At 73.4% G+C, this 17,956-nt stretch carries 19 protein-coding genes; 7 read left to right on the forward strand and 12 right to left on the reverse strand.

Going from position 1 to position 17,956, the window contains the following annotated elements:
* Nucleotides 1-247: 247 nt before the first annotated feature.
* Both AMK11_RS07385 and sigE read right to left on the reverse strand, forming a co-directional pair.
* Nucleotides 248-1,237, reverse strand: a complete 990-nt coding sequence (locus tag AMK11_RS07385) for an anti-sigma factor family protein (RefSeq protein ID WP_073724457.1) — start codon at nucleotides 1,235-1,237, stop codon at nucleotides 248-250.
* Nucleotides 1,234-1,905: an RNA polymerase sigma factor SigE gene (gene sigE / locus AMK11_RS07390; RefSeq protein ID WP_073724459.1), complete on the reverse strand. Its 672-nt coding sequence runs from the start codon at nucleotides 1,903-1,905 to the stop codon at nucleotides 1,234-1,236. Before sigE ends, AMK11_RS07385 begins: the two co-directional genes overlap by 4 nt.
* A 287-nt stretch (nucleotides 1,906-2,192) precedes the next feature.
* Between sigE and AMK11_RS07395 the strand changes: the two genes are divergently transcribed.
* Nucleotides 2,193-2,891 carry an O-methyltransferase gene (locus tag AMK11_RS07395; protein WP_073724461.1) on the forward strand — a complete coding sequence of 233 codons (699 nt, stop codon included), beginning with the start codon at nucleotides 2,193-2,195 and terminating at the stop codon, nucleotides 2,889-2,891.
* 107 nt (nucleotides 2,892-2,998) lie between these two features.
* Here AMK11_RS07395 and AMK11_RS07400 read toward each other — a convergent pair whose 3' ends face one another.
* On the reverse strand, nucleotides 2,999-3,166 hold the full coding sequence (locus AMK11_RS07400; RefSeq protein ID WP_018105485.1) for a DUF3117 domain-containing protein: 168 nt from the start codon (nucleotides 3,164-3,166) through the stop codon (nucleotides 2,999-3,001).
* Between the two features lie 366 nt (nucleotides 3,167-3,532).
* On the opposite strand from AMK11_RS07400, the gene AMK11_RS07405 reads away from it, so the two are divergent.
* Complete coding sequence (locus tag AMK11_RS07405) at nucleotides 3,533-4,336, forward strand: enoyl-CoA hydratase/isomerase family protein (RefSeq protein ID WP_073724465.1); 804 nt, start codon at nucleotides 3,533-3,535, stop codon at nucleotides 4,334-4,336.
* On the opposite strand, the gene AMK11_RS07410 is transcribed toward AMK11_RS07405, so the two are convergent.
* Together AMK11_RS07410 and AMK11_RS07415 are read right to left on the reverse strand one after the other, a co-directional pair.
* Complete coding sequence (locus AMK11_RS07410) at nucleotides 4,321-4,959, reverse strand: DNA-3-methyladenine glycosylase I (RefSeq protein WP_073724467.1); 639 nt, start codon at nucleotides 4,957-4,959, stop codon at nucleotides 4,321-4,323. The genes AMK11_RS07405 and AMK11_RS07410 overlap by 16 nt on opposite strands.
* On the reverse strand, nucleotides 4,956-5,339 hold the full coding sequence (locus AMK11_RS07415; RefSeq protein ID WP_073724469.1) for a DivIVA domain-containing protein: 384 nt from the start codon (nucleotides 5,337-5,339) through the stop codon (nucleotides 4,956-4,958). Before AMK11_RS07415 ends, AMK11_RS07410 begins: the two co-directional genes overlap by 4 nt.
* A gap of 214 nt (nucleotides 5,340-5,553) precedes the next feature.
* Here AMK11_RS07415 and folP point away from each other — a divergent pair, with 214 nt between their 5' ends.
* Entirely contained in the window at nucleotides 5,554-6,414 is an 861-nt protein-coding gene (gene folP, locus AMK11_RS07420) for a dihydropteroate synthase (protein WP_073724471.1), read from the forward strand.
* A 245-nt stretch (nucleotides 6,415-6,659) separates the two neighbouring features.
* On the opposite strand, the gene AMK11_RS07425 is transcribed toward folP, so the two are convergent.
* Together AMK11_RS07425 and dapE are read right to left on the reverse strand one after the other, a co-directional pair.
* Nucleotides 6,660-7,418 carry a TIGR00730 family Rossman fold protein gene (locus AMK11_RS07425; RefSeq protein ID WP_073724473.1) on the reverse strand — a complete coding sequence of 253 codons (759 nt, stop codon included), beginning with the start codon at nucleotides 7,416-7,418 and terminating at the stop codon, nucleotides 6,660-6,662.
* Between the two features lie 108 nt (nucleotides 7,419-7,526).
* The gene (gene dapE, locus AMK11_RS07430) at nucleotides 7,527-8,606 is read right to left on the reverse strand and encodes a succinyl-diaminopimelate desuccinylase (protein WP_073724474.1); all 1,080 of its coding nucleotides are present in this window, start codon (nucleotides 8,604-8,606) and stop codon (nucleotides 7,527-7,529) included.
* An 84-nt stretch (nucleotides 8,607-8,690) separates the two neighbouring features.
* Here dapE and AMK11_RS07435 point away from each other — a divergent pair, with 84 nt between their 5' ends.
* Together AMK11_RS07435 and AMK11_RS07440 are read left to right on the forward strand one after the other, a co-directional pair.
* Complete coding sequence (locus AMK11_RS07435; protein ID WP_079187295.1) at nucleotides 8,691-9,680, forward strand: heavy metal transporter; 990 nt, start codon at nucleotides 8,691-8,693, stop codon at nucleotides 9,678-9,680.
* A 322-nt stretch (nucleotides 9,681-10,002) separates the two neighbouring features.
* The gene (locus AMK11_RS07440; RefSeq protein ID WP_073724478.1) at nucleotides 10,003-10,434 is read left to right on the forward strand and encodes an ATP-binding protein; all 432 of its coding nucleotides are present in this window, start codon (nucleotides 10,003-10,005) and stop codon (nucleotides 10,432-10,434) included.
* A 116-nt stretch (nucleotides 10,435-10,550) separates the two neighbouring features.
* Here the strand turns inward: AMK11_RS07440 and AMK11_RS07445 are convergent, their stop codons facing one another.
* Entirely contained in the window at nucleotides 10,551-11,648 is a 1,098-nt protein-coding gene (locus AMK11_RS07445) for a bifunctional succinyldiaminopimelate transaminase/glutamate-prephenate aminotransferase (protein WP_073724480.1), read from the reverse strand.
* Nucleotides 11,649-11,745: 97 nt separating this feature from the next.
* Nucleotides 11,746-12,063, reverse strand: coding sequence for a ferredoxin (gene fdxA, locus AMK11_RS07450; RefSeq protein WP_004926152.1), 318 nt, complete (start codon nucleotides 12,061-12,063; stop codon nucleotides 11,746-11,748).
* Nucleotides 12,064-12,204: 141 nt separating this feature from the next.
* Between fdxA and AMK11_RS07455 the strand changes: the two genes are divergently transcribed.
* Complete coding sequence (locus AMK11_RS07455; protein ID WP_073724482.1) at nucleotides 12,205-13,212, forward strand: GNAT family N-acetyltransferase; 1,008 nt, start codon at nucleotides 12,205-12,207, stop codon at nucleotides 13,210-13,212.
* 30 nt (nucleotides 13,213-13,242) lie between these two features.
* On the forward strand, nucleotides 13,243-14,133 hold the full coding sequence (locus tag AMK11_RS07460) for a transglutaminase-like domain-containing protein (protein ID WP_073724484.1): 891 nt from the start codon (nucleotides 13,243-13,245) through the stop codon (nucleotides 14,131-14,133).
* Nucleotides 14,134-14,220: 87 nt separating this feature from the next.
* Here the strand turns inward: AMK11_RS07460 and AMK11_RS07465 are convergent, their stop codons facing one another.
* The 3 genes from AMK11_RS07465 to mshB form a co-directional block, all read right to left on the reverse strand.
* Nucleotides 14,221-16,446: a hypothetical protein gene (locus tag AMK11_RS07465; protein ID WP_079187296.1), complete on the reverse strand. Its 2,226-nt coding sequence runs from the start codon at nucleotides 16,444-16,446 to the stop codon at nucleotides 14,221-14,223.
* A 155-nt stretch (nucleotides 16,447-16,601) separates the two neighbouring features.
* Nucleotides 16,602-17,024 carry a DUF6113 family protein gene (locus tag AMK11_RS07470; RefSeq protein WP_073724488.1) on the reverse strand — a complete coding sequence of 141 codons (423 nt, stop codon included), beginning with the start codon at nucleotides 17,022-17,024 and terminating at the stop codon, nucleotides 16,602-16,604.
* Nucleotides 17,021-17,914, reverse strand: coding sequence for an N-acetyl-1-D-myo-inositol-2-amino-2-deoxy-alpha-D-glucopyranoside deacetylase (gene mshB, locus AMK11_RS07475; RefSeq protein WP_073724490.1), 894 nt, complete (start codon nucleotides 17,912-17,914; stop codon nucleotides 17,021-17,023). Before mshB ends, AMK11_RS07470 begins: the two co-directional genes overlap by 4 nt.
* Between the last annotated feature and the right edge of the window lie 42 nt (nucleotides 17,915-17,956).

Raw genomic sequence — 17,956 nt, forward strand, 5'->3', positions numbered from 1 at the left:
GCTCGAAGTCGCCCTCGCCGGCCGCCTCGTCACCGGTGACGGTGGCGCGGGCCGTGCGAGGGCGTTGCAGCTCGAAGTCGCCGTCGGTCGCGTCGTCGGACGAGCGGGGACGGCTCCACCACTTCGCCTTCGTGGGCTTCCCCTCGTTCATCTTCTCCCCCACAGCTGGCCGCAGATCGTCGGCTCCAAGGGCTCTGGTGCCGTCCCGGGATTCAATCAGGTTCCCGGGCCGGTGCGCAGATCCCGGTCAGGGGGCCGGACGGTGGGAGGCGGCAGGGGTCGCCCCGGGGTAGGGGGACGCGAGCGGGTCGGGGACGGGCGCGGCGAGCAGACCGGGCGGCCTGACGTCGGCGGCGGCCCAGGACGTCAGGGCGAGCGGCGGAACCGCTTCGAGCGGACGTATCAGCGGGGACACGGCGGCGGCACCGGCCGTCATCGGAGTGGTCAGCGCGCGCACGGTCTGCTCCCGGGGATCGGCTCCCGCGGGGGCCGGCAGTCCGGGCAGCAACGGCGCGGACACCTCGGTGGGGGCGACGGGGGTGTCGCCCAGCGCCCCCTGCCCCTGGCCCTGCGCGAGCAGCGGCGTGCCCGAGCGGCGGCGCTGGCCCTCCGAGGTCGTGGCCGCGCCGGCGCCCTGGCTGCGCGCCGGGGTCGCATTGCTGCCGCTGCCGGAGCCGCGGGCCTCCGTGGTGGTGTCCGGGGTGCCGACGGTGACACCGCCCAGCGCGATCGCGGCCAGCGACACCGCTCCGGCGGCGGCGAACGCGAACCGCAGGCCGCGCGAGGACGACCGCTCGGCCTCGTGCCTGCTCACGTCGTGGATGCGGAAGCCGCGCCCCAGCGAGGGCGGCGCCGGCAGGGGGGAGTGCGGCCGGGCGGGGACGTAGCCGAACTCGAACCGCTCACCCCGCTTCGTCCCGAAGACGCCGTCGAAGCCCGCGGAGAATCCCGGGCCGTCCAGTGGCGAACCACCGCCGTCCGTGTCGCCTCCGCCCGGCAGCCCCTGGAGGCGGGCCAGGAAGCTCTCGGACGGAGCCGGTGGTGCCGCTTCGGCGAAGACGTTCTTCAGCCGGCGCTGCGCGTCGACCTCCGCCTTGCACTTCGGGCAGGTGGCGACGTGCGCGAGTACGCGCTCACGCGCGTCATGACCGAGCTCCCCGTCCACCAGGGCGGAGAGTCGGTCTCCCAGATGCTGCTCTGCGAGGTGTCCCTCGGCTTCAGGACGTGACCCACTCACGCGCTCGTGCCCCCTCCTCCCAGTGCGGGAACACGGGCCGCGAACGAGCGACGCCCGGCACGCGCCTCGGGAGAGCGGTGCGCGAGTGCCTTGCGCAGCTGGGAGCGGCCGCGGTGGATCCGGGAGCGGACCGTGCCGAGCTTGACGCCCAGGGTCGCGGCGATCTCCTCGTACGACAGCCCCTCGATGTCGCACAGGACGACGGCCGCGCGGAACTCGGGCGCGAGGGTGTCCAGGGCCTGCTGGACGTCCGCGTCGAAGTGGGCGTCGTGGAAGACCTGCTGCGGGGTGGGCTCCTTGCTGGGCAGCCGCTCGGCCGCGTCGTCGCCGAGGGCGTCGAAGCGGATGCGCTGCTTGCGGCGGACCATGTCCAGGAAGAGGTTGGTGGTGATCCGGTGCAGCCAGCCCTCGAAGGTGCCCGGCGTGTAGGTCGACAGGGACCGGAAGACGCGGACGAAGACCTCCTGGGTGAGGTCCTCGGCGTCGTGCTGGTTGCCCGTGAGGCGGTACGCGAGGCGGTAGACGCGGCCGCTGTGGGTGCTGACGATCTCCTCCCAGGTGGGCGGAGTCCACGCCTGCCCGTCCGCGTCGCTGGTGAAGGTCGCGGTCTGGGTGTGTCCCGTGCCGGGACGGTCGGCGTGGCTGTGGTCAGCAGCGGTGTCGTTCACGGATTTCGGCCTGCCTGCCGATCCGAGGAAGCGCCGCAGCACTCCTCCCCGATCCGCGGGTGCGGCCGCACCTCCCCTGTCGGCTCTGGTGGTGTCCAGTGGAGCCCCTACCATAGCCACCTCGCCCGTTAGCTCCGGATAAGCGGTTTTACGAAAATTTGATCTGGGCTGACACGGCTCGTACGGCTGCGTCAGCACTTGCTCGGCACACTGGCCCACTTCGCTGCCCCCGTCGCGTCCGGCCGTCCGGTCGTCCCTGTTTGCTCTCCCCTTAAACGACCGGTCCCATCTGCGGGTTCCCGACGCCAACGGATACAGTCACGCCGAGGCAACGACGGGGACAGGAGAGGGTCATTACCGGCAACCGGCAGACGAGCTGGGCGTTCGCCGACGCCTATGTCGCCGAGGACGACGCGCTGCTCTGGGCACGCGACCGGGCCCGCGAGGCGGGCCTGCGCTCGGTGACCCCGGGCACGGGCTCCGCGCTGGGACTGCTCGCCGCCGCCGTGGACGCCAAGGCGGTCGCGGAGATCGGCACCGGCTGCGGCGTCTCCGGTATCCATTTGCTGCAAGGAATGCGGCCGGACGGCGTACTGACCACGGTCGACCCGGAGCCGGAACACCAGCAGTTCGCCCGGCAGGCCTTCCGCGCCGCCGGCTTCGCCAGCAACCGGGCCCGGTTCATCCCGGGCCGCGCCCTGGACGTCCTGCCCCGGCTCGCGGACGCCGGCTACGACCTCGTCTTTTGCGACGGCGACCGTCTGGAGTACCTCGACTACCTCGCTGAATCGTTGCGCCTGCTGCGCCCCGGAGGCCTCGTCGCCTTCGAGGGCGTCTTCGGCACCGGCCGGACGATCGACTCCGGACCGCAGCCCACCGAGGTACTGCGGCTGCGGGAACTCCTGCGCGCGGTCCGGGAGAGTCAGGAACTGGTGCCGTCACTGCTGCCGGTGGGCGACGGCCTGCTGTGCGCCGTCAAAAGGTGAGTCACCGCCCGTACGGCCCATGAGAACGGCCCGGGGAGAGCGGAACGCAGTCGCCCCGGCACCGCGTGCGGCACCGGGGCGACTGAACGGGTATGGTCGCTCGCGCGTCAGCCGACGACCTGCTTGAGGGCGTCGCCGAGCGCGTCGGCCTCATCGGGGGTCAGCTCGACGACGAGCCGCCCGCCGCCTTCGAGCGGAACGCGCATGACGATGCCCCGCCCCTCCTTGGTCACCTCGAGCGGGCCATCGCCCGTCCGCGGCTTCATGGCCGCCATGCTCGTTCCCCTTCCTGATACCAGCTCACCGTCACCGCCGACGGCCCGTGAGGGCACGCGCAATCCGGCCCGGACGCGCGACACCGGCATCGAACACATTGCTTCCCAGCCATTATCCCGCATCCCACGACCCGATGACCAACATCGGTCGGCATCGCTTGGGCAACGCGCGCGAGCAAAACCACTCAATTCGGCGATGTGACTGCGATACTGCGCGCCCCCGCCCACTTCCGCCGAATGGATACGGACCGGAATCCTTTGACGCAGGTCACATCCGTGGAGCGATCCACTTCCGGTGATCTCGGTCATGCTGAGTGCCGGACACACACGTACGACCACGACCGTCTACGACGCGGAGGGGAATCCATGGCCGACACCGTGCTCTACGAGGTGAGCGACGGGCTCGCGACGATCACGCTGAACCGCCCCGAGGCGATGAACGCGTTGAACATCGAGACCAAGGTCGCGCTCCGCGACGCGGCGCGTGCCGCGGCGGCCGACGACGCCGTACGGGCGGTGCTGCTGACGGCGGCCGGGGAGCGGGCGTTCTGCGTCGGGCAGGACCTCAAGGAGCACATCGGGCTGCTGGCCGCCGACCGGGAGACGGGCTCGGGCCAGACCATGAGCACGGTGCGCGAGCACTACAACCCGATCGTGCGGGCGCTGGCGGGCGCGAGCAAGCCGGTGGTCGCCGCCGTGAACGGCGTGGCGGCCGGGGCGGGCTTCGGCTTCGCGCTCGCGGCGGACTACCGGATCGTCGCGGACACGGCGTCGTTCAACACGTCCTTCGCCGGTGTCGCCCTCACCGCCGATTCGGGGATCTCCTGGACGCTGCCGCGCGTCGTCGGCCCCGGGCGCGCCGCCGACCTGCTGCTCTTCCCGCGCGGCATCAAGGCGCAGGAGGCGTACGAGCTGGGGATCGCCAACCGGGTCGTGCCCGCCGCGGACCTGCGCGCCGAGGCGGAGAAGGTGGCCCGGACGCTGGCCGAGGGGCCGACCGTCGCCTACGCGGCACTGAAGGAGTCGGTGGCGTTCGCGCTGACGCACTCGCTGGACGAGGCCCTGGAGAAGGAGGAAGAGCTGCAGTCCCGGGCCGGGTCCTCCGAGGACCACGCGATCGCCGTGCGGGCCTTCGTGAACAAGGAGGCGCCGCGCTACCTGGGCAAGTGATCCGGTGACCCTTCCGGGGGCTGCCGCACGCCCCCGGACGGGTTGCCACGCGCCACGCACGTCTCCAGGTGGTCGTCCACCAGCCCGCACGCCTGCATCAGCGCGTACGCCGTCGTCGGGCCGACGAAGCGCAGGCCCCGCTTCTTCAGCGCCTTGGACAGCGCCGTGGACCGAGGTGTGACGGCCGGGACGTCGGCGAGGGTCTTCGGGACCGGGCGGCCTGCGGGGTCCGGGGCGTGGGACCAGATCAGCTCGTCCAGCTCGCCGGGGGCCCAGTCGGCCAGCACGCGCGCGTTGGCCAGGGTCGCGTCGATCTTGGCGCGGTTGCGGATGATGCCGGTGTCGGCGAGCAGGCGGTCGCGGTCCTCGTCGGTGAAGGCCGCCACCTTGGCGATCTCGAAGCCGGCGAAGGCGGCGCGGAAGCCGGGGCGGCGGCGCAGGATGGTGATCCAGGACAGGCCGGACTGGAAGGCCTCCAGGCTGAGGCGTTCGTAGAGGGCGTCGTCACCGTGGACCGGGCGGCCCCACTCCTCGTCGTGGTACGCCACGTAGTCCGCGGTGGACAGGGCCCAGGGGCAGCGCGGCGCCCCGTCGGGCCCGGCGATCGCCTCCCCGGCGCTCACTGCTGCTCCTCAGGACCCGGCTTCTCCATGGAGACGTGCTGATGGCTCTCCATGGAGACGTGCTGGTGGGCGGCGGCGGCCCGGGCGCCGGCCAGCGCGGACTCCAGGTCGGCGATGCGGGCGTCGCGCTCGGCCAGTTCGGCGCCTAGGCGGCCGAGGGCGTCGTCGACGTCCGCCATGCGGTAGCCGCGGGCGACGAGCGGGAAGCGGAGCCGCTCCACGTCCGCGCGGCCGACCGGACGGTCCGGGGGCAGGGAGTCCCGCAGCCGCTCGGGCGCGGCGTCGGGCAGCGACCCGCTGTCGCCGCCGCTCACCACGGCGAGCGTCACCGCGGCGACCACGACGGCCAGCGCGACGACGAGGAACAGGAACATGACCATCGCTGGGCCCCCATGGTCGGGTAGTCGGATCGGGTCCCGGTCCGGTGCGGGTCCGGGTGGACTCGAAGCCGGAGTCGGTTGTGCCGGGTCCGATCGTGCCATGCGAGTCTGACAGTCGGGGCCGCAGGCGGTCCAAGGCCGGGTGTCCGGCCCGGTTCGCCGCGCTCGGTTCAGTGGACGTGAGAAGGATGTGGACGAGGAGATGTCACAGGGGATGCTCAGACTGGGCAGGCGTGAATTCGCGGCGCACGAGCCGGTGATCATGGCGATCGTGAACCGGACCCCGGATTCCTTCTACGACCAGGGGGCGACCTTCCGCGACGAGCCCGCCCTCGCGCGCGTGGAGCAGGCGGTGGCCGAGGGCGCCGCGATCATCGACATCGGCGGGGTGAAGGCGGGCCCCGGGGACGAGGTCTCGGCGGAGGAGGAGGCGCGGCGGACGGTGGGGTTCGTCGCGGAGGTGCGGCGGCGGTTCCCGGACGTCGTGATCAGTGTGGACACCTGGCGGCACGAGGTCGGCGAGGCCGTGTGCGAGGTGGGCGCGGACCTGCTGAACGACGCGTGGGGCGGGGTGGACCCCAAGCTCGCGGAGGTCGCCGCGCGGTACGGGGTGGGGCTGGTGTGCACGCACGCCGGCGGCGCGGAGCCGCGGACGCGGCCGCACCGGGTGACGTACGACGACGTCATGGCCGACATCCTGAAGGTGACGGTGGGGCTGGCCGAGCGGGCGGTGGCGCTCGGGGTGCCGCGGGAGTCGGTGATGATCGATCCCGGGCACGACTTCGGGAAGAACACGCGGCACAGCCTGGAGGCGACGCGGCGGCTCGGGGAGATGGTGGAGACGGGGTGGCCGGTGCTGGTGTCCCTGTCGAACAAGGACTTCGTCGGGGAGACGCTGGACCGGCCCGTGAAGGAACGGGTGCTGGGGACGCTGGCGACGACGGCGGTGTCGGCGTGGCTGGGGGCGCGGGTGTACCGGGTGCACGAGGTGGCGGAGACGCGGCAGGTGCTGGACATGGTGGCGACGATCGCCGGGCACCGGGAGCCGGCGGTGGCTCGGAGGGGGCTGGCGTAGCGCCGGGGTGGGGTGGCGGGGCTGGGCGGCGGGCGGGCTGGCGGCTGAGCGACCGAGAGGGCTTACTCGCCCCCGCCGCCCCTACCCGTTCCCGTCCCCAGGGACTTCGCCCCTTCGACCCCACCAGGGGCTCCGCCCCTGGACCCCGGCGGGGGCTTTGCCCCCTGCACCCCGGGGCCCCGGACGCACCCGCACCCCGGAGCCCGCGCCCCGGAGCCCGCACCCCAAGGTCGGAACCGCCCTTTCTAGCGCCCCGCCTCCTTGGAGACCAGGGCCACCGCCTCGTCCACGTCGTCCGTGACGTGGAAGAGCATGAGGTCCTTCTCCGCGGCCTTGCCCTGGGCCACCAGGGTGCCGCGCAGCCAGTCGACCAGGCCGCCCCAGTACTCGGAGCCGAAGAGGACGATGGGGAAGCGGGTCACCTTCTGGGTCTGGACCAGGGTGAGCGCCTCGAAGAGTTCGTCGAGGGTGCCGAGGCCGCCGGGCAGGACCACGAAGCCCTGCGCGTACTTCACGAACATCATCTTGCGGACGAAGAAGTAGCGGAAGTTCAGGCCGATGTCGACGTACGGGTTGAGCCCCTGTTCGAAGGGCAGCTCGATGCCGAGGCCGACCGACGTGCCCTTCGCCTCCAGCGCGCCCTTGTTCGCCGCCTCCATGGCACCCGGCCCGCCACCGGTGATGACCGCGAAGCCCGCCTCGACCAGGCCCCGGCCCAGCCGGACGCCGGCGTCGTACTCCGGTGAGTCCACCGGTGTGCGGGCGGAGCCGAAGACGCTGATCGCGGGCGGGAGTTCGGCGAGCGTGCCGAAGCCCTCGATGAACTCCGACTGGATGCGCAGGACGCGCCACGGGTCGGTGTGCACCCAGTCGGTCGGAGCGCGCTCGTCCAGCAGGCGCTGGTCCGTGGTGCTCTGCTGGACCTGACCCCGCCGCCGGAGGACAGGGCCCAGGCGCTGCTCCTCCGGTGGCCGCTTCTTGCCCTCGGGGTTGCCGGTAGCCATGCGCGCTCCCTCCAGTTGCAGGTTCTTCCACCTCAGCGTAGATCTACGCGGGTTACGTACGAGGGACCTCAGCATGTCCGCCACGCAGCGGGCTAAACCCGCGCCGGATCACGCCGTCAGCCAGGACCGCAGGCGCTCCTCCCCCGCGAGGATCTTCGCCGTCTCCACCCGCTCGTCACGCTTGTGCGCCAAGTGGGGGTTGCCGGGGCCGTAGTTGACGGCCGGTACACCGAGCGCCGAGAAGCGGGACACGTCCGTCCAGCCGTACTTGGGCTGCGGGGTGCCACCCACCGCCTCGATGAAGGCCGCCGCGGCCGGGTGGGACAGACCGGGCAGGGCCGCCCCGCTGTGGTCGTCGACGACGAACTCCGACACCCCGCAGTCCGCGAAGACCTCCCGCACGTGGGCGAGGGCGTCCTCGGGGCCGCGGTCGGGGGCGTAGCGGAAATTGACCGTGACCACGCACTCGTCGGGGATGACGTTGCCCGCGACCCCGCCCGTGATGCCGACCGCGTTCAGGCCCTCGCGGTACTCCAGGCCGTCGATCACCGGGTAGCGCGGCTCGTACGCCGCCAGGCGGGCGAGGATCGGCGCGGCGGCGTGGATGGCGTTGGAGCCCATCCAGGAGCGCGCCGAGTGCGCCCGCTCGCCCGTCGTCTTCAGCAGCACCCGCAGGGTGCCCTGGCAGCCGCCCTCCACCTGGCCGTCGGACGGTTCGAGGAGCACGGCGAAGTCGCCCTCCAGCCACTCGGGGTGCGCCTCGGCGACGTGCTTCAGGCCGTTCAGCTCGGCGGCGACCTCCTCGTTGTCGTAGAAGACGAAGGTCAGGTCGCGGTTGGGGGCCGGGACGGTGGCGGCGATGCGCAGCTGCACGGCGACGCCCGCCTTCATGTCGCAGGTGCCGCAGCCCCACAGCACGCCGTCCTCGTCCAGCCGGGACGGCACGTTGCCGGCGATCGGGACGGTGTCGATGTGGCCCGCCAGGATCACGCGCTCCGCCCGCCCCAGGTCGGTGCGGGCCACCACGTTGTTGCCGTACCGCTCGACCGACAGGTGCGGCAGGGCGCGCAGGGCGCTCTCGATCGCGTCCGCCAAGGGCTCCTCGGTGCCGCTCTCGGAGGGGAAGTCGACGAGCCGCGCGGTAAGCTCCGCGGCGTCCAGCGTGAGGTCAAGCGGGGTATCGGCCATGGCTTCGACCCTAGCGCCCCCGCCCTCGCGGGCATTGCTCGTACCCGGCGGACAGCAATGGCTACCCTCCAGTACCTTGTACGCGTGCTTCAGCCGTCACCCGCCCGCAAACGCCGTGGCCGCCTTCTCCGTTCGGGGGCGGCCTTCGTGGTCCTGCTCTCGGTCGCCGGTTACGTGGCGGTGCAGTACGTCACCGGGGGCGGGGGCGCTCCCGGATGCAAGGTGGTCTCGGCCGAGGACGGCGGGGCGACCTACGAGTTCACGCCGGAGCAGGCGGTGAACGCGGCGGCGATCACCGCGGTGGGCACCGCGCGCGACCTGCCCGAGCGGGCGGTGACGATCGCGCTGGCGACCGCGCTGCAGGAGTCGACGCTGCGCAACATCGACCACGGCGACCGCGACTCGCTCGGCCTGTTCCAGCAGCGCCCCTCGCAGGGCTGGGGCACGCCGGAGGAGATCATGGACCCCGCGTACTCGGCGGGCATGTTCTACGACCACCTGGTCGAGGTGCCCGGCTACACCCGTCTCCCGCTCACCGTCGCCGCCCAGCGCGTGCAGCGCAGCGGCTTCCCGGACGCGTACGCCAAGCACGAACCGGACGCCACGCTCCTGGCCGCCGCGCTGACCGGGCGGTCCGCGGCGACGCTGACCTGCCAGGGCCGCCCGGGCGCCACCCGGGACAAGGGTCCCGACGCGGTCCGCGCGGCGCTCGTACGGGACTTCGGTCACGATGTGCTCCAGCCGGCCGGCGCGGAGGCGGGCAGCGGCGACGCCGCCACCCCGCACTCCACGTCCTCGCCGGCCGCCGGCGGCTCCGCCGACGCCGACCGGACCGTGACGCTGCCGGTCGCCGCGGCCGGTTCGGGCACGGAGGCGAGCCCGGAGCGGCGCGGGTGGCAGCTGGCGCACTGGGCGGTGGCCAACGCCTCCTCGCTGCACATCCAGCGGGTCTCCTACGCGGGCCGGCAGTGGACGGCGGGGAACACCGACAGCAAGTGGCACCCGACGGGCGAGGGCGGCACGCGGGGCGCCGAGCGGGCCGCGGGCTCGGTCCGGATCACCACCGCGCGGTAGCGCCCGCCCGTACGACTCGTCACCCGTGGGGGCTACTCGTGGCGGCGCCGTGTCGACGCGACGCCCGCACTTCCGGAGCCTCGGCGCCCTATCCGCCGGAGCCCAGGAAAATCAAGGGCTGTAAGGATTCGGCAGACTTTCCGACCGACTCCCTTTTGCCCGTTTTTATGGGCACCCGATAATGCGACGCATTACCAACTCTTTACGTTGTGCGTCCGCAACCTTCGTCGTCCTCGAGCGGTAGTCACTGCGTCCGAGCCCGGTCGATCACTCGCCGGGCACGGTCGGATCACCCATCGTTGACTTCCGTCGAAGGAGCATCATGTCCCTCCCCCTGACCCGCCGGATCGCCCGTGCCGCGCTGCTCGTCGCTGCGGGAGCGGCTGCCGGGGTCGGTGCGGCCGGCTCCGCCAGCGCGGCTCCCGAACTGCCCGCCACCCCGAACCTCGGGGGACTGACCGCGCTGGACGGGGCGAACGTCGGCAACACCGTCGACGCCGCGGCCCAGAACGTCACCGAGACCGCGGGCGACACCGGCAGCAAGGCCGTCAAGAAGACGGTGCCGGCCGCGGGCAAGACCGGCGGCTCGCTCGTCAAGAAGACCACGCCGGTGGCGCAGAAGACCGCCGGTGACGCGGCGGGCTCCGCCGGTGAGGTCGTCGGTGACACCGCGTCGACGGCCACGGAGAGCGGGCTGCCGACGGACGCGCTGGGCAAGGGCGGGCTGCCGGTGCAGGGTCTGCCGGTCGGCTAGCGCCGGGCTTGTACGGCGCCGGGTCCCCAGGGGTGTTTCCCTGGGGACCCGGCGTTTTGCGTGTCTGCGTCGGTACGGTGGGCGTTTGTTGGCCGGGTGCCCGGCGTTGGGGGCTGTCAGGCCGTCAGGCGGGATACGGCTGCCTGAACTCGTTCGTCCGTGGCCGTGAAGGCGACGCGGATGTGGTTGGCGCCCGCGGGGCCGTAGAAGTCGCCGGGGGCGACCAGGATGCCGTGGTCGGCCAGGTGGGCCACCGTGTCCCAGCAGGACTCGTCGCGGGTCGCCCAGAGGTAGAGGCTGGCCTCGCTGTGCTCGATGCGGAAACCGTGGCCGAGGAGCGCCTCGCGCAGGGCCGTGCGGCGGGCCGCGTAACGCTCGCGCTGGACGCGGACGTGCTCGTCGTCGCCGAGGGCCGCCACGACCGCCGCCTGCGTCGGCGCGGACGTCATCATGCCGCCGTGCTTGCGGATCTCCAGGAGGGGCCCCAGGACGCCCGGGTCACCCGCCAGGAAGGCCGCGCGGTAGCCCGCGAGGTTGGAGCGCTTGGAGAGCGAGTGGACGGCGACCAGGCCGTCGTACGAGCCGCCGTTGACGTCCGGGTGCAGGACGGAGACCGGGTCGGCCTCCCAGCCCAGCTCCAGGTAGCACTCGTCGGAGACGACGAGGACGCCGTGTTCGCGGGCCCAGGCCACGATGCGGGACAGGTCCGCCTTGGACAGGACCTTGCCGGTCGGGTTCGACGGGGAGTTGAGCCACAGGAGCCTCAGGCCCGTCGGGTCCAGGTCCGTGGGGTCGTCGTACGCCTCGTACTCCGCGCGGGCCAGGCGCGCGCCGACCTCGTACGTCGGGTAGGCCAGGCGCGGGAAGGCCACCTTGTCGCCGGGGCCGAGGCCGAGCTGGGTCGGGAGCCAGGCGACGAGTTCCTTGGAGCCGACGATGGGCAGGACGTGGCGGTGGGTGACGTCGCGGGCGCCGAGGCGGCGCTCGACCCAGCCGTTGATCGCGTCGCGCAGTGCCGGGGTGCCCCAGACGGTCGGGTAGCCCGGGGAGTCCGCCGCGTCGACCAGGGCCTTCTGGATCAGGTCGGGGACGGGGTCGACCGGGGTGCCGACGGAGAGGTCGACGATGCCGTCCGGATGCGCGGCGGCCGTCTTCTTGTACGGCTCCAGCTTGTCCCAGGGGAACGTGGGGAGGCGGTCGGAGACTGCGGACACGGTTGGTGGCTCACTTTCGTCGGTACGGCGAACGCCTCGGCCCCGTACGGCGCCGATCGGGTGACCGGGCCGTACGGGACCGAGGCGGCGCGGGTGCTTACGCCTGCGGCGGCAGCGCGGCGATGAAGGGGTGGTCGCGCTCGATCAGCCCCAGCTTGCTGGCGCCGCCGGGCGAGCCCAGCTCGTCGAAGAACTCGACGTTCGCCTTGTAGTAGTCCTTCCACTCCTCCGGAGTGTCGTCCTCGTAGAAGATCGCCTCGACCGGGCAGACCGGCTCACAGGCGCCGCAGTCGACGCATTCGTCCGGGTGGATGTACAAGGACCGCTGGCCCTCGTAGATGCAGTCGACCGGGCACTCCTCGATGCACGCCTTGTCCTTGACGTCGACACAAGGCTGCGCGATGACGTAGGTCACGCTGTCGTTCCTCCTCGATACGGGCGCTGGCGGGCCTCCTCAGGCTCCGCCGCCTGGCGCGCGGGAGCGCGGCGTCGTCGATGCCCACCCCTAGTATCTCCGTTCTTGGGCATGATCCGAACAGGAGGGGTGCACCGACCCGTGGAAATCTCTGCCGCAGGCCGTCTCGAAGTCCGCATCACCGCTGCTGACGTGGGCAAACGGGTCTCCGTACGGCGCTTGAACGATGCTGGTGGCGCGGCGGAGAAGTTCACCGACACGGTCGGTGTTCTCACATCATGGGACGATGGTGTGCTGCTGATCACACGGAAGAGTGGCGAGAGCGTCCGCATATCCGAATCCTCGCTGGTCGCGGGGAAGGTCGCGCCGTCCGCCCCGGCGCGTCGGCGCGGCCCCGCCGCCTCCTACGAGGAGCTGGCGCGGGTCGCCTCGCGGGCCTGGCGGCCGGTGGAGAGCGAGTGGCTCGGCGACTGGGAGCTGCGGGCGGCCGGCGGGTTCACGCGGCGGGCCAACTCCGTCCTGCCGCTCGGTGATCCGGGGATGCCGCTCGACGAGGCGCTGACGGCCGTACGGCGCTGGTACGGCGAGCGCGACCTGCCCGCGTACGTCCAGACCGCCACCGGCGCCGAGGGCACGCAGGAGCCGCTGTGCGCCGAGCTGGAGCGGCGGGGCTGGGTGCGGGAGGTGACGGCCGAGGTGTGGACCGGCGGGCTCGCGCCGGTCGCCGACCGGGCGGAGGGCGCCGGCGTCGGCCTGGCCCGGGAGGCGGACGAGGCGTGGCTGTCGCGCTATCAGCGCAAGGGCGTGAGCGACGTGGCCCTGCGGGTGCTGGGCTCCGGGCCGTCGGTGTGGTTCGCGACGGTGCCCGGCGCCGACGCCCCCGCGGCCGTCGGGCGGTGTGTCGTGGACGGGCGGTGGGCCTCCTTCGCGGCCGTCGAGGTCGACCCCGCGCAGCGGCGCCGGGGGCTCGCCACCGCCGTGATGGCCGCGCTGGCCCGGCGGGCGCTCGACGAGGGCGCGTCGGCGGCGTGGCTCCAGGTGGAGGCCGACAACCCGGCGGCGCGGGCGCTGTACACCGGGATGGGCTTCGCGGCACACCACGCGTACCACCACTACCGGGAGCCGGCGGACGCCGGTACGGACCGGTAACCGATCGCCGTGGAAGGGCACGAGCCAGTCATGCGTCATCCTCGTTCTCCGCAGCCCCCGTCGCCGGAACGCTCCGCCGAGGTGCGGCGGCGGTTCGCCGAAGAGGCGCGTTCCGAGCGGCCCGACCTGTCGGCACTGTGCCTGCTGGTGGGCGCGGAGGCGGACGGGGCGCTGGACGACGCGGGTCTGGACGCCGCTCAGGTGGAGCTGGACCGGCTGGCCGGGGAGCTGCCGTTCCGGCCGGGTTCGCCGCGGGCCTGGGCGGTGGCGCTGCGGGACCTGCTGGGCGAGCGGTACGGGTTCCACGGGGCCGCCGCGGACTACCAGCGGCTGGAGTCGTCGCTGCTGCACGAGGTGCTGCGGCGCCGGCGCGGGCTGCCGATCCTGCTGTCGGTGGTGTGGCTGGAGGTGGCCCGGCGGGCCGGGGCTCCGGTCTACGGCGTCGCGCTGCCGGGGCACTTCGTGGTCGGCTTCGGGTCGGAGCTGGGCCCGGCGTTCGGGTCAGAAGAGGACGAGGAGCGGGTGCTCGCCGATCCGTTCGACGGAGGCCGGCTGCTCGAGGGGAACGACGCGGAGGTGCTGGTCGCCGGGGCGACGGGGGCGGCGTTGCGGCCGTCGATGCTGGAGCCCGCGGCGCCGTTGGACGTGGTGGCGCGGGTCCTGAACAACATCCGGGCGTGGGCGGCGGCGCGGCCGGAGCAGTCGGCGGTCGGGCTGTGGGCGATCGAGCTGGCGCTGCTGCTGCCGGCGCATCCGGCGCGGCTGCGGTACGAGCGGGCGCGGCTGCTGGTGCAGCGAGGGGAGTTCTCGGCGGGGGCCGGAGAGCTGGAGGCGTACGCGGAGGTCGTGGCGGCGGTGGACGAGGAGGCCGCGGAACGGGTCCGGGAGGAGGCGCGGGGGGCTCGGGCGATGCTGAACTGAACGCCGGCGGGCCCTGGGGGGCGGCCGTCGTACGACGCGAGGGGCGCCCGGCGAGTGCCGGGCGCCCCTCCTTCGCGCGGTGGGTCGTCAGCTGGGGTCGGTCTCGATGACCGCGACGCGGTCGGTCTTGCTCTTCAGGGCCTGGCGCAGGGCGCCGTAGACGTCCTGGGGGGTGACAGGCGTCTTCTCACCGCTGGCGCGGGTGATGAGCACGCCGTCGAACGCCCCGCCGTAGAGCTCTTCGAGGGCGTTCAGGTCGGGCTTGTCGACAAGCTTGCCGTTGACGGCCGTGACCCTGAGGAACTTCCACAGCGACTTCTCCGGGCTCATGGGGACGGAGTGCGCCGGGTCCGTCTGCACGGTCACCTTCGCCGACATCGCCGGCTCGGCGAACTCCTTCATCATCCGGTCGACCTCGGCCTTGGAGACCGTGGGCTGCTGGGTGGTCGTCGGCACGTTCACCGGGGTGGCGGTGCCCGTCTCGACCTGGGCGCGGTACGCCTCCCGCACGGCCTCGGTGGACTTGGCGACGTCGATGCCCTTGCCCGGCTTGCCGTACACGGGGACGGCCTTGCCGGACTCGAACTCGATCGTGCCCTCGGTCACCGATCCGGCGCCGCCCGCGGCGTCCTCCAGGGCTGCGTGCAGCTTCTCCTCGTCGACGGGCATCTCCGGCTCGACGACCCGCTCCTGGCCGAAGAGCGAGCCGATCACGGAGACCGGGTTGTAGTCGCTGGTCGCCGCGTTGCTGGCCGTGGCCTGCGTGTCGAGCTGGAGCCCCGCCTGGTCCGGCTTCAGGGAGACGGTGTCGCCGCCCACCGTGAGCTTGAGCGGCTTGGCCGCGCGGGCCCCGAGGACGTCGTCCAGCTTCTCGACGGCGTCGTCTCGCGTGCTGCCGCCGATGTCGACGCCGAGCACGGTGGTGCCCTTGGGCACGTCGGAGCGGTTCATGAGCAGACCGGCGCCGTAGGTGACACCGGCGACGACGACCAGGCCGCCGACGAGCAGCGGAAGCTTCCCGCGTCCCTTCTTCTTGGCGGGCTTGGCGGAGCTCGCCGGGGGCGCGGAGACCGGCTCGGGCAGCTTCGGGGGCGTGTGCGGCGACGTTCCGTCGACGGGCGCGCCCCGGAACGGCGCGGTGTGTTCCGCCGGTACGACCGGGATGCCGCTGGTGACGGTGTTGCCGGAGACGTTGTCCGGGTTGCCGTGGCCGCGGGTGCCGGGCTCGGGGGCGGGCTTCTGCGGGGTGAGGATCGCGGTGTCGTCGCTGAGCCCGCCGCCGGGACCGGGCCGGGCGGTGCCGGGACCGGCGCCGGGGCCCTGCGGCCTGCCCGGGCCACCCGGACCGCGCAGGCCGTTGGGTTCGGGACCGCGCTGTCCGCCCGGCACGCCGGGGCCGCCGGCCGGCGGTGCCAGCGGGCTGTCGCCGGTGACCGGTCCGCCCGTCGGGCCCGCGGGACCCTGCGGGCCGCCGTACGGGGACTGCCCGTTCGGTCCGTGCTGCCCCGGGCGGGGACCGGGAGCCCGGCCGCCCTGCCCGTCACCCGGAAGGTACGGCTGGTCGTCGCCGCCCGGACGGGTGCCGTTGCCGTTGCCCAGCGGTCCCGCCGCCAGCGCCTCGGTGACGTCGAAGGAGCCGGTGCCGCCGCCGTGGCCGGGCGCCACCGGTCCGCCGGTCGCACCGGAACGGCCGGCGCCGCCCGCGGCACCGGACCGGGAGCCGCCGGGGGCGTTCATGGAACCGACGACGCCACCGGGACGGCCGCTCCCGCCGCCCGGCCGCGTGCCCGCACCGGAAGCACCCGCACCCGCACCCGGACCGGAGGCGCCGGGCGCACCGGGCGCGGCCCCCGAACCACCGGCCGTACCGGCGCCGTTGGCGGAGCCGCCTCCCTGAGCACCCTTGCCCGGACCGGACTTGCGCGGCGCGAACCAGTCGCTGGCCGGCTTGTCCTCGGCGGGCCTGGCGTGCTGCTCGGGCTCGGCGGGAGCCTCCGCGAGGCCGGGGGCCGGCGTGGAAGCGGTCGGCTCGGTCCGGCCGGCCGGCTCCGCGTCACCGGCGTCGCCCTCGGTGTCCGCGACGGGCTTGCGCACGACGACCGGCGGGATGGGACGCGACCCGGGGATGTTGATCTTGATGCGGGTCGTCAGCGTCGTCTCGGTCTTGCGCTCCTCGGGCCGCGAGGCCGAACGGCCCGCGTCCGCACCGGCGTCGGAAGCCGTGGGTGTCCCGTAGGGCGGGGTGCCCGACGGGTAGGCGGCTCCGCCGCGCCCGTGGGGCCCGGAGGACGAACTGTCAGTTTCACGACTCAAGGCAGGTTCTCCCGGTTGGCTCCGCCGCCCGTCACACCTTCAGCGGGCGGCTCGGCGGCGCGCACCACCATACTGGCCGCCTCTCGCGTGTATCCCGTGACCGCTGGGGAAACCCACACCGGACTCGCACGCCGACGCCACGGCGAAGCGGTACGTCACTTGCGAAGTCGGACGGCGTCGCCGTCCGGTTGCCGCGCCGGTGCGAGGGTGGCGCACATCACAGCGATGGCGATGCCGCCGAGCAGGAAGAGATAGGAGCCGCTGCCGGCGGCGAAGAGGAAGTCGCCCTCCGGCCGGCTGGTGGTGAGCAGGACCACGGCGAGCGCCCAGCCGGCGGCGGGCGCGACGGCTGCGCCCCGGCGTCCCACGGCCCGGCCCGCGCCGAGGCAGAGGCCCGCCTCGGCGGCCAGCGCGAGCAGCAGCCCGCCCGGGAACCACGCCGGCTGCACCAGCGCGCCCGCCACGCCGACCACGGCACCGAGCACGAAGAGCCCGAGGTAGAGGGCGGCCCGCCCGAGGGACGGCGGACGCAGCGGCTGGGCCAAGGCGGAGTTCGTCGGTTCGGTACGGCCGCTCACGACGCCTCCTGGAGGCCGGTGCCGTTCTCGATTCCGGCGAAGAGGTCACTCTCGCGCCCGTCGTCGCCGTCGCCCGGCCCGCGCTCACCGCGCACCAGTTCGTAGTACTCGGTGGTGAAGAGCGGCTGGGCCAGTTCGTTGGAGAGGACGAAGTACGGCCCGTCCACGGTGATCTGCGTGGCGTGCGCGCGCATGGCGGCGGCCTTGGCCGCGTGCGTGAAGCCCTCGCCGCGGATCTCGGTGCTGATCAGCTCGTCGTCCACGACGCCCGGTACATCCCCGATTCCGGCCGCCTTCTCGAAGGGCAGGAGCGGCAGCTCCTCGTCCAGGCGGGCGAAGGCGTCCTCGGCGACGGAGCGCGGGACGCGGTTCCAGTAGACCTTGGCGACGGGGCACCCGGCGTCGGCCGCCAGCTCCACCGCCCGCATCGCGATGCGGTGGGCCTGGATGTGGTCGGGGTGGCCGTAGCCGCCGTCCGGGTCGTAGGTGACGAGGACCTGCGGCCGGACCTCGCGGATCACCTCGACGAGCAGTTCGGCGGCCCGGTCGACGTCGGCCTGCCACAGACAGCCGGGGTCGTCGTTGTCGGGCAGGCCCAGCATCCCGGAGTCCGCGAACCGGCCCGGCCCGCCGAGCAGCCGGAAGTCCTCGACGCCGAGCGCGCGCATGGCGGCGGCCAGCTCCTCGCGGCGGTGTCCGCCGAGGGCGGCGCCGGTCAGGTGCGCGAGCCCGGGCGGGATGACCTCGCCCCGCTCACCGAGGGTGCAGGTCACCAGCGTCACGTGGGCGCCCTCGGCCGCGTACCTGGCCATGGTGACGCCGTTGTTGATCGACTCGTCGTCCGGGTGCGCGTGCACCAGCAGCAGACGCCGGGAGGGCAGTTCCGTCATGGGCTCCACCCTATGAGGCCGCCGCCCCGACCACGACACGCC

Origin of the sequence: Streptomyces sp. CB02414 (assembly GCF_001905385.1) — a bacterium.
Lineage (GTDB): Bacteria > Actinomycetota > Actinomycetes > Streptomycetales > Streptomycetaceae > Streptomyces.

Coding starts and splice junctions, on each gene's coding strand:
- AMK11_RS07400 (WP_018105485.1), bottom strand. CDS start 3,166: ATGGCGGCCATGAAGCCGCGGACGGGCGATGGCCCGCTCGAGGTGACC.
- AMK11_RS07405 (WP_073724465.1), top strand. CDS start 3,533: ATGGCCGACACCGTGCTCTACGAGGTGAGCGACGGGCTCGCGACGATC.
- AMK11_RS07415 (WP_073724469.1), bottom strand. CDS start 5,339: ATGGTCATGTTCCTGTTCCTCGTCGTCGCGCTGGCCGTCGTGGTCGCC.
- folP (WP_073724471.1), top strand. CDS start 5,554: ATGCTCAGACTGGGCAGGCGTGAATTCGCGGCGCACGAGCCGGTGATC.
- AMK11_RS07425 (WP_073724473.1), bottom strand. CDS start 7,418: ATGGCTACCGGCAACCCCGAGGGCAAGAAGCGGCCACCGGAGGAGCAG.
- dapE (WP_073724474.1), bottom strand. CDS start 8,606: ATGGCCGATACCCCGCTTGACCTCACGCTGGACGCCGCGGAGCTTACC.
- AMK11_RS07440 (WP_073724478.1), top strand. CDS start 10,003: ATGTCCCTCCCCCTGACCCGCCGGATCGCCCGTGCCGCGCTGCTCGTC.
- AMK11_RS07460 (WP_073724484.1), top strand. CDS start 13,243: ATGCGTCATCCTCGTTCTCCGCAGCCCCCGTCGCCGGAACGCTCCGCC.
- mshB (WP_073724490.1), bottom strand. CDS start 17,914: ATGACGGAACTGCCCTCCCGGCGTCTGCTGCTGGTGCACGCGCACCCG.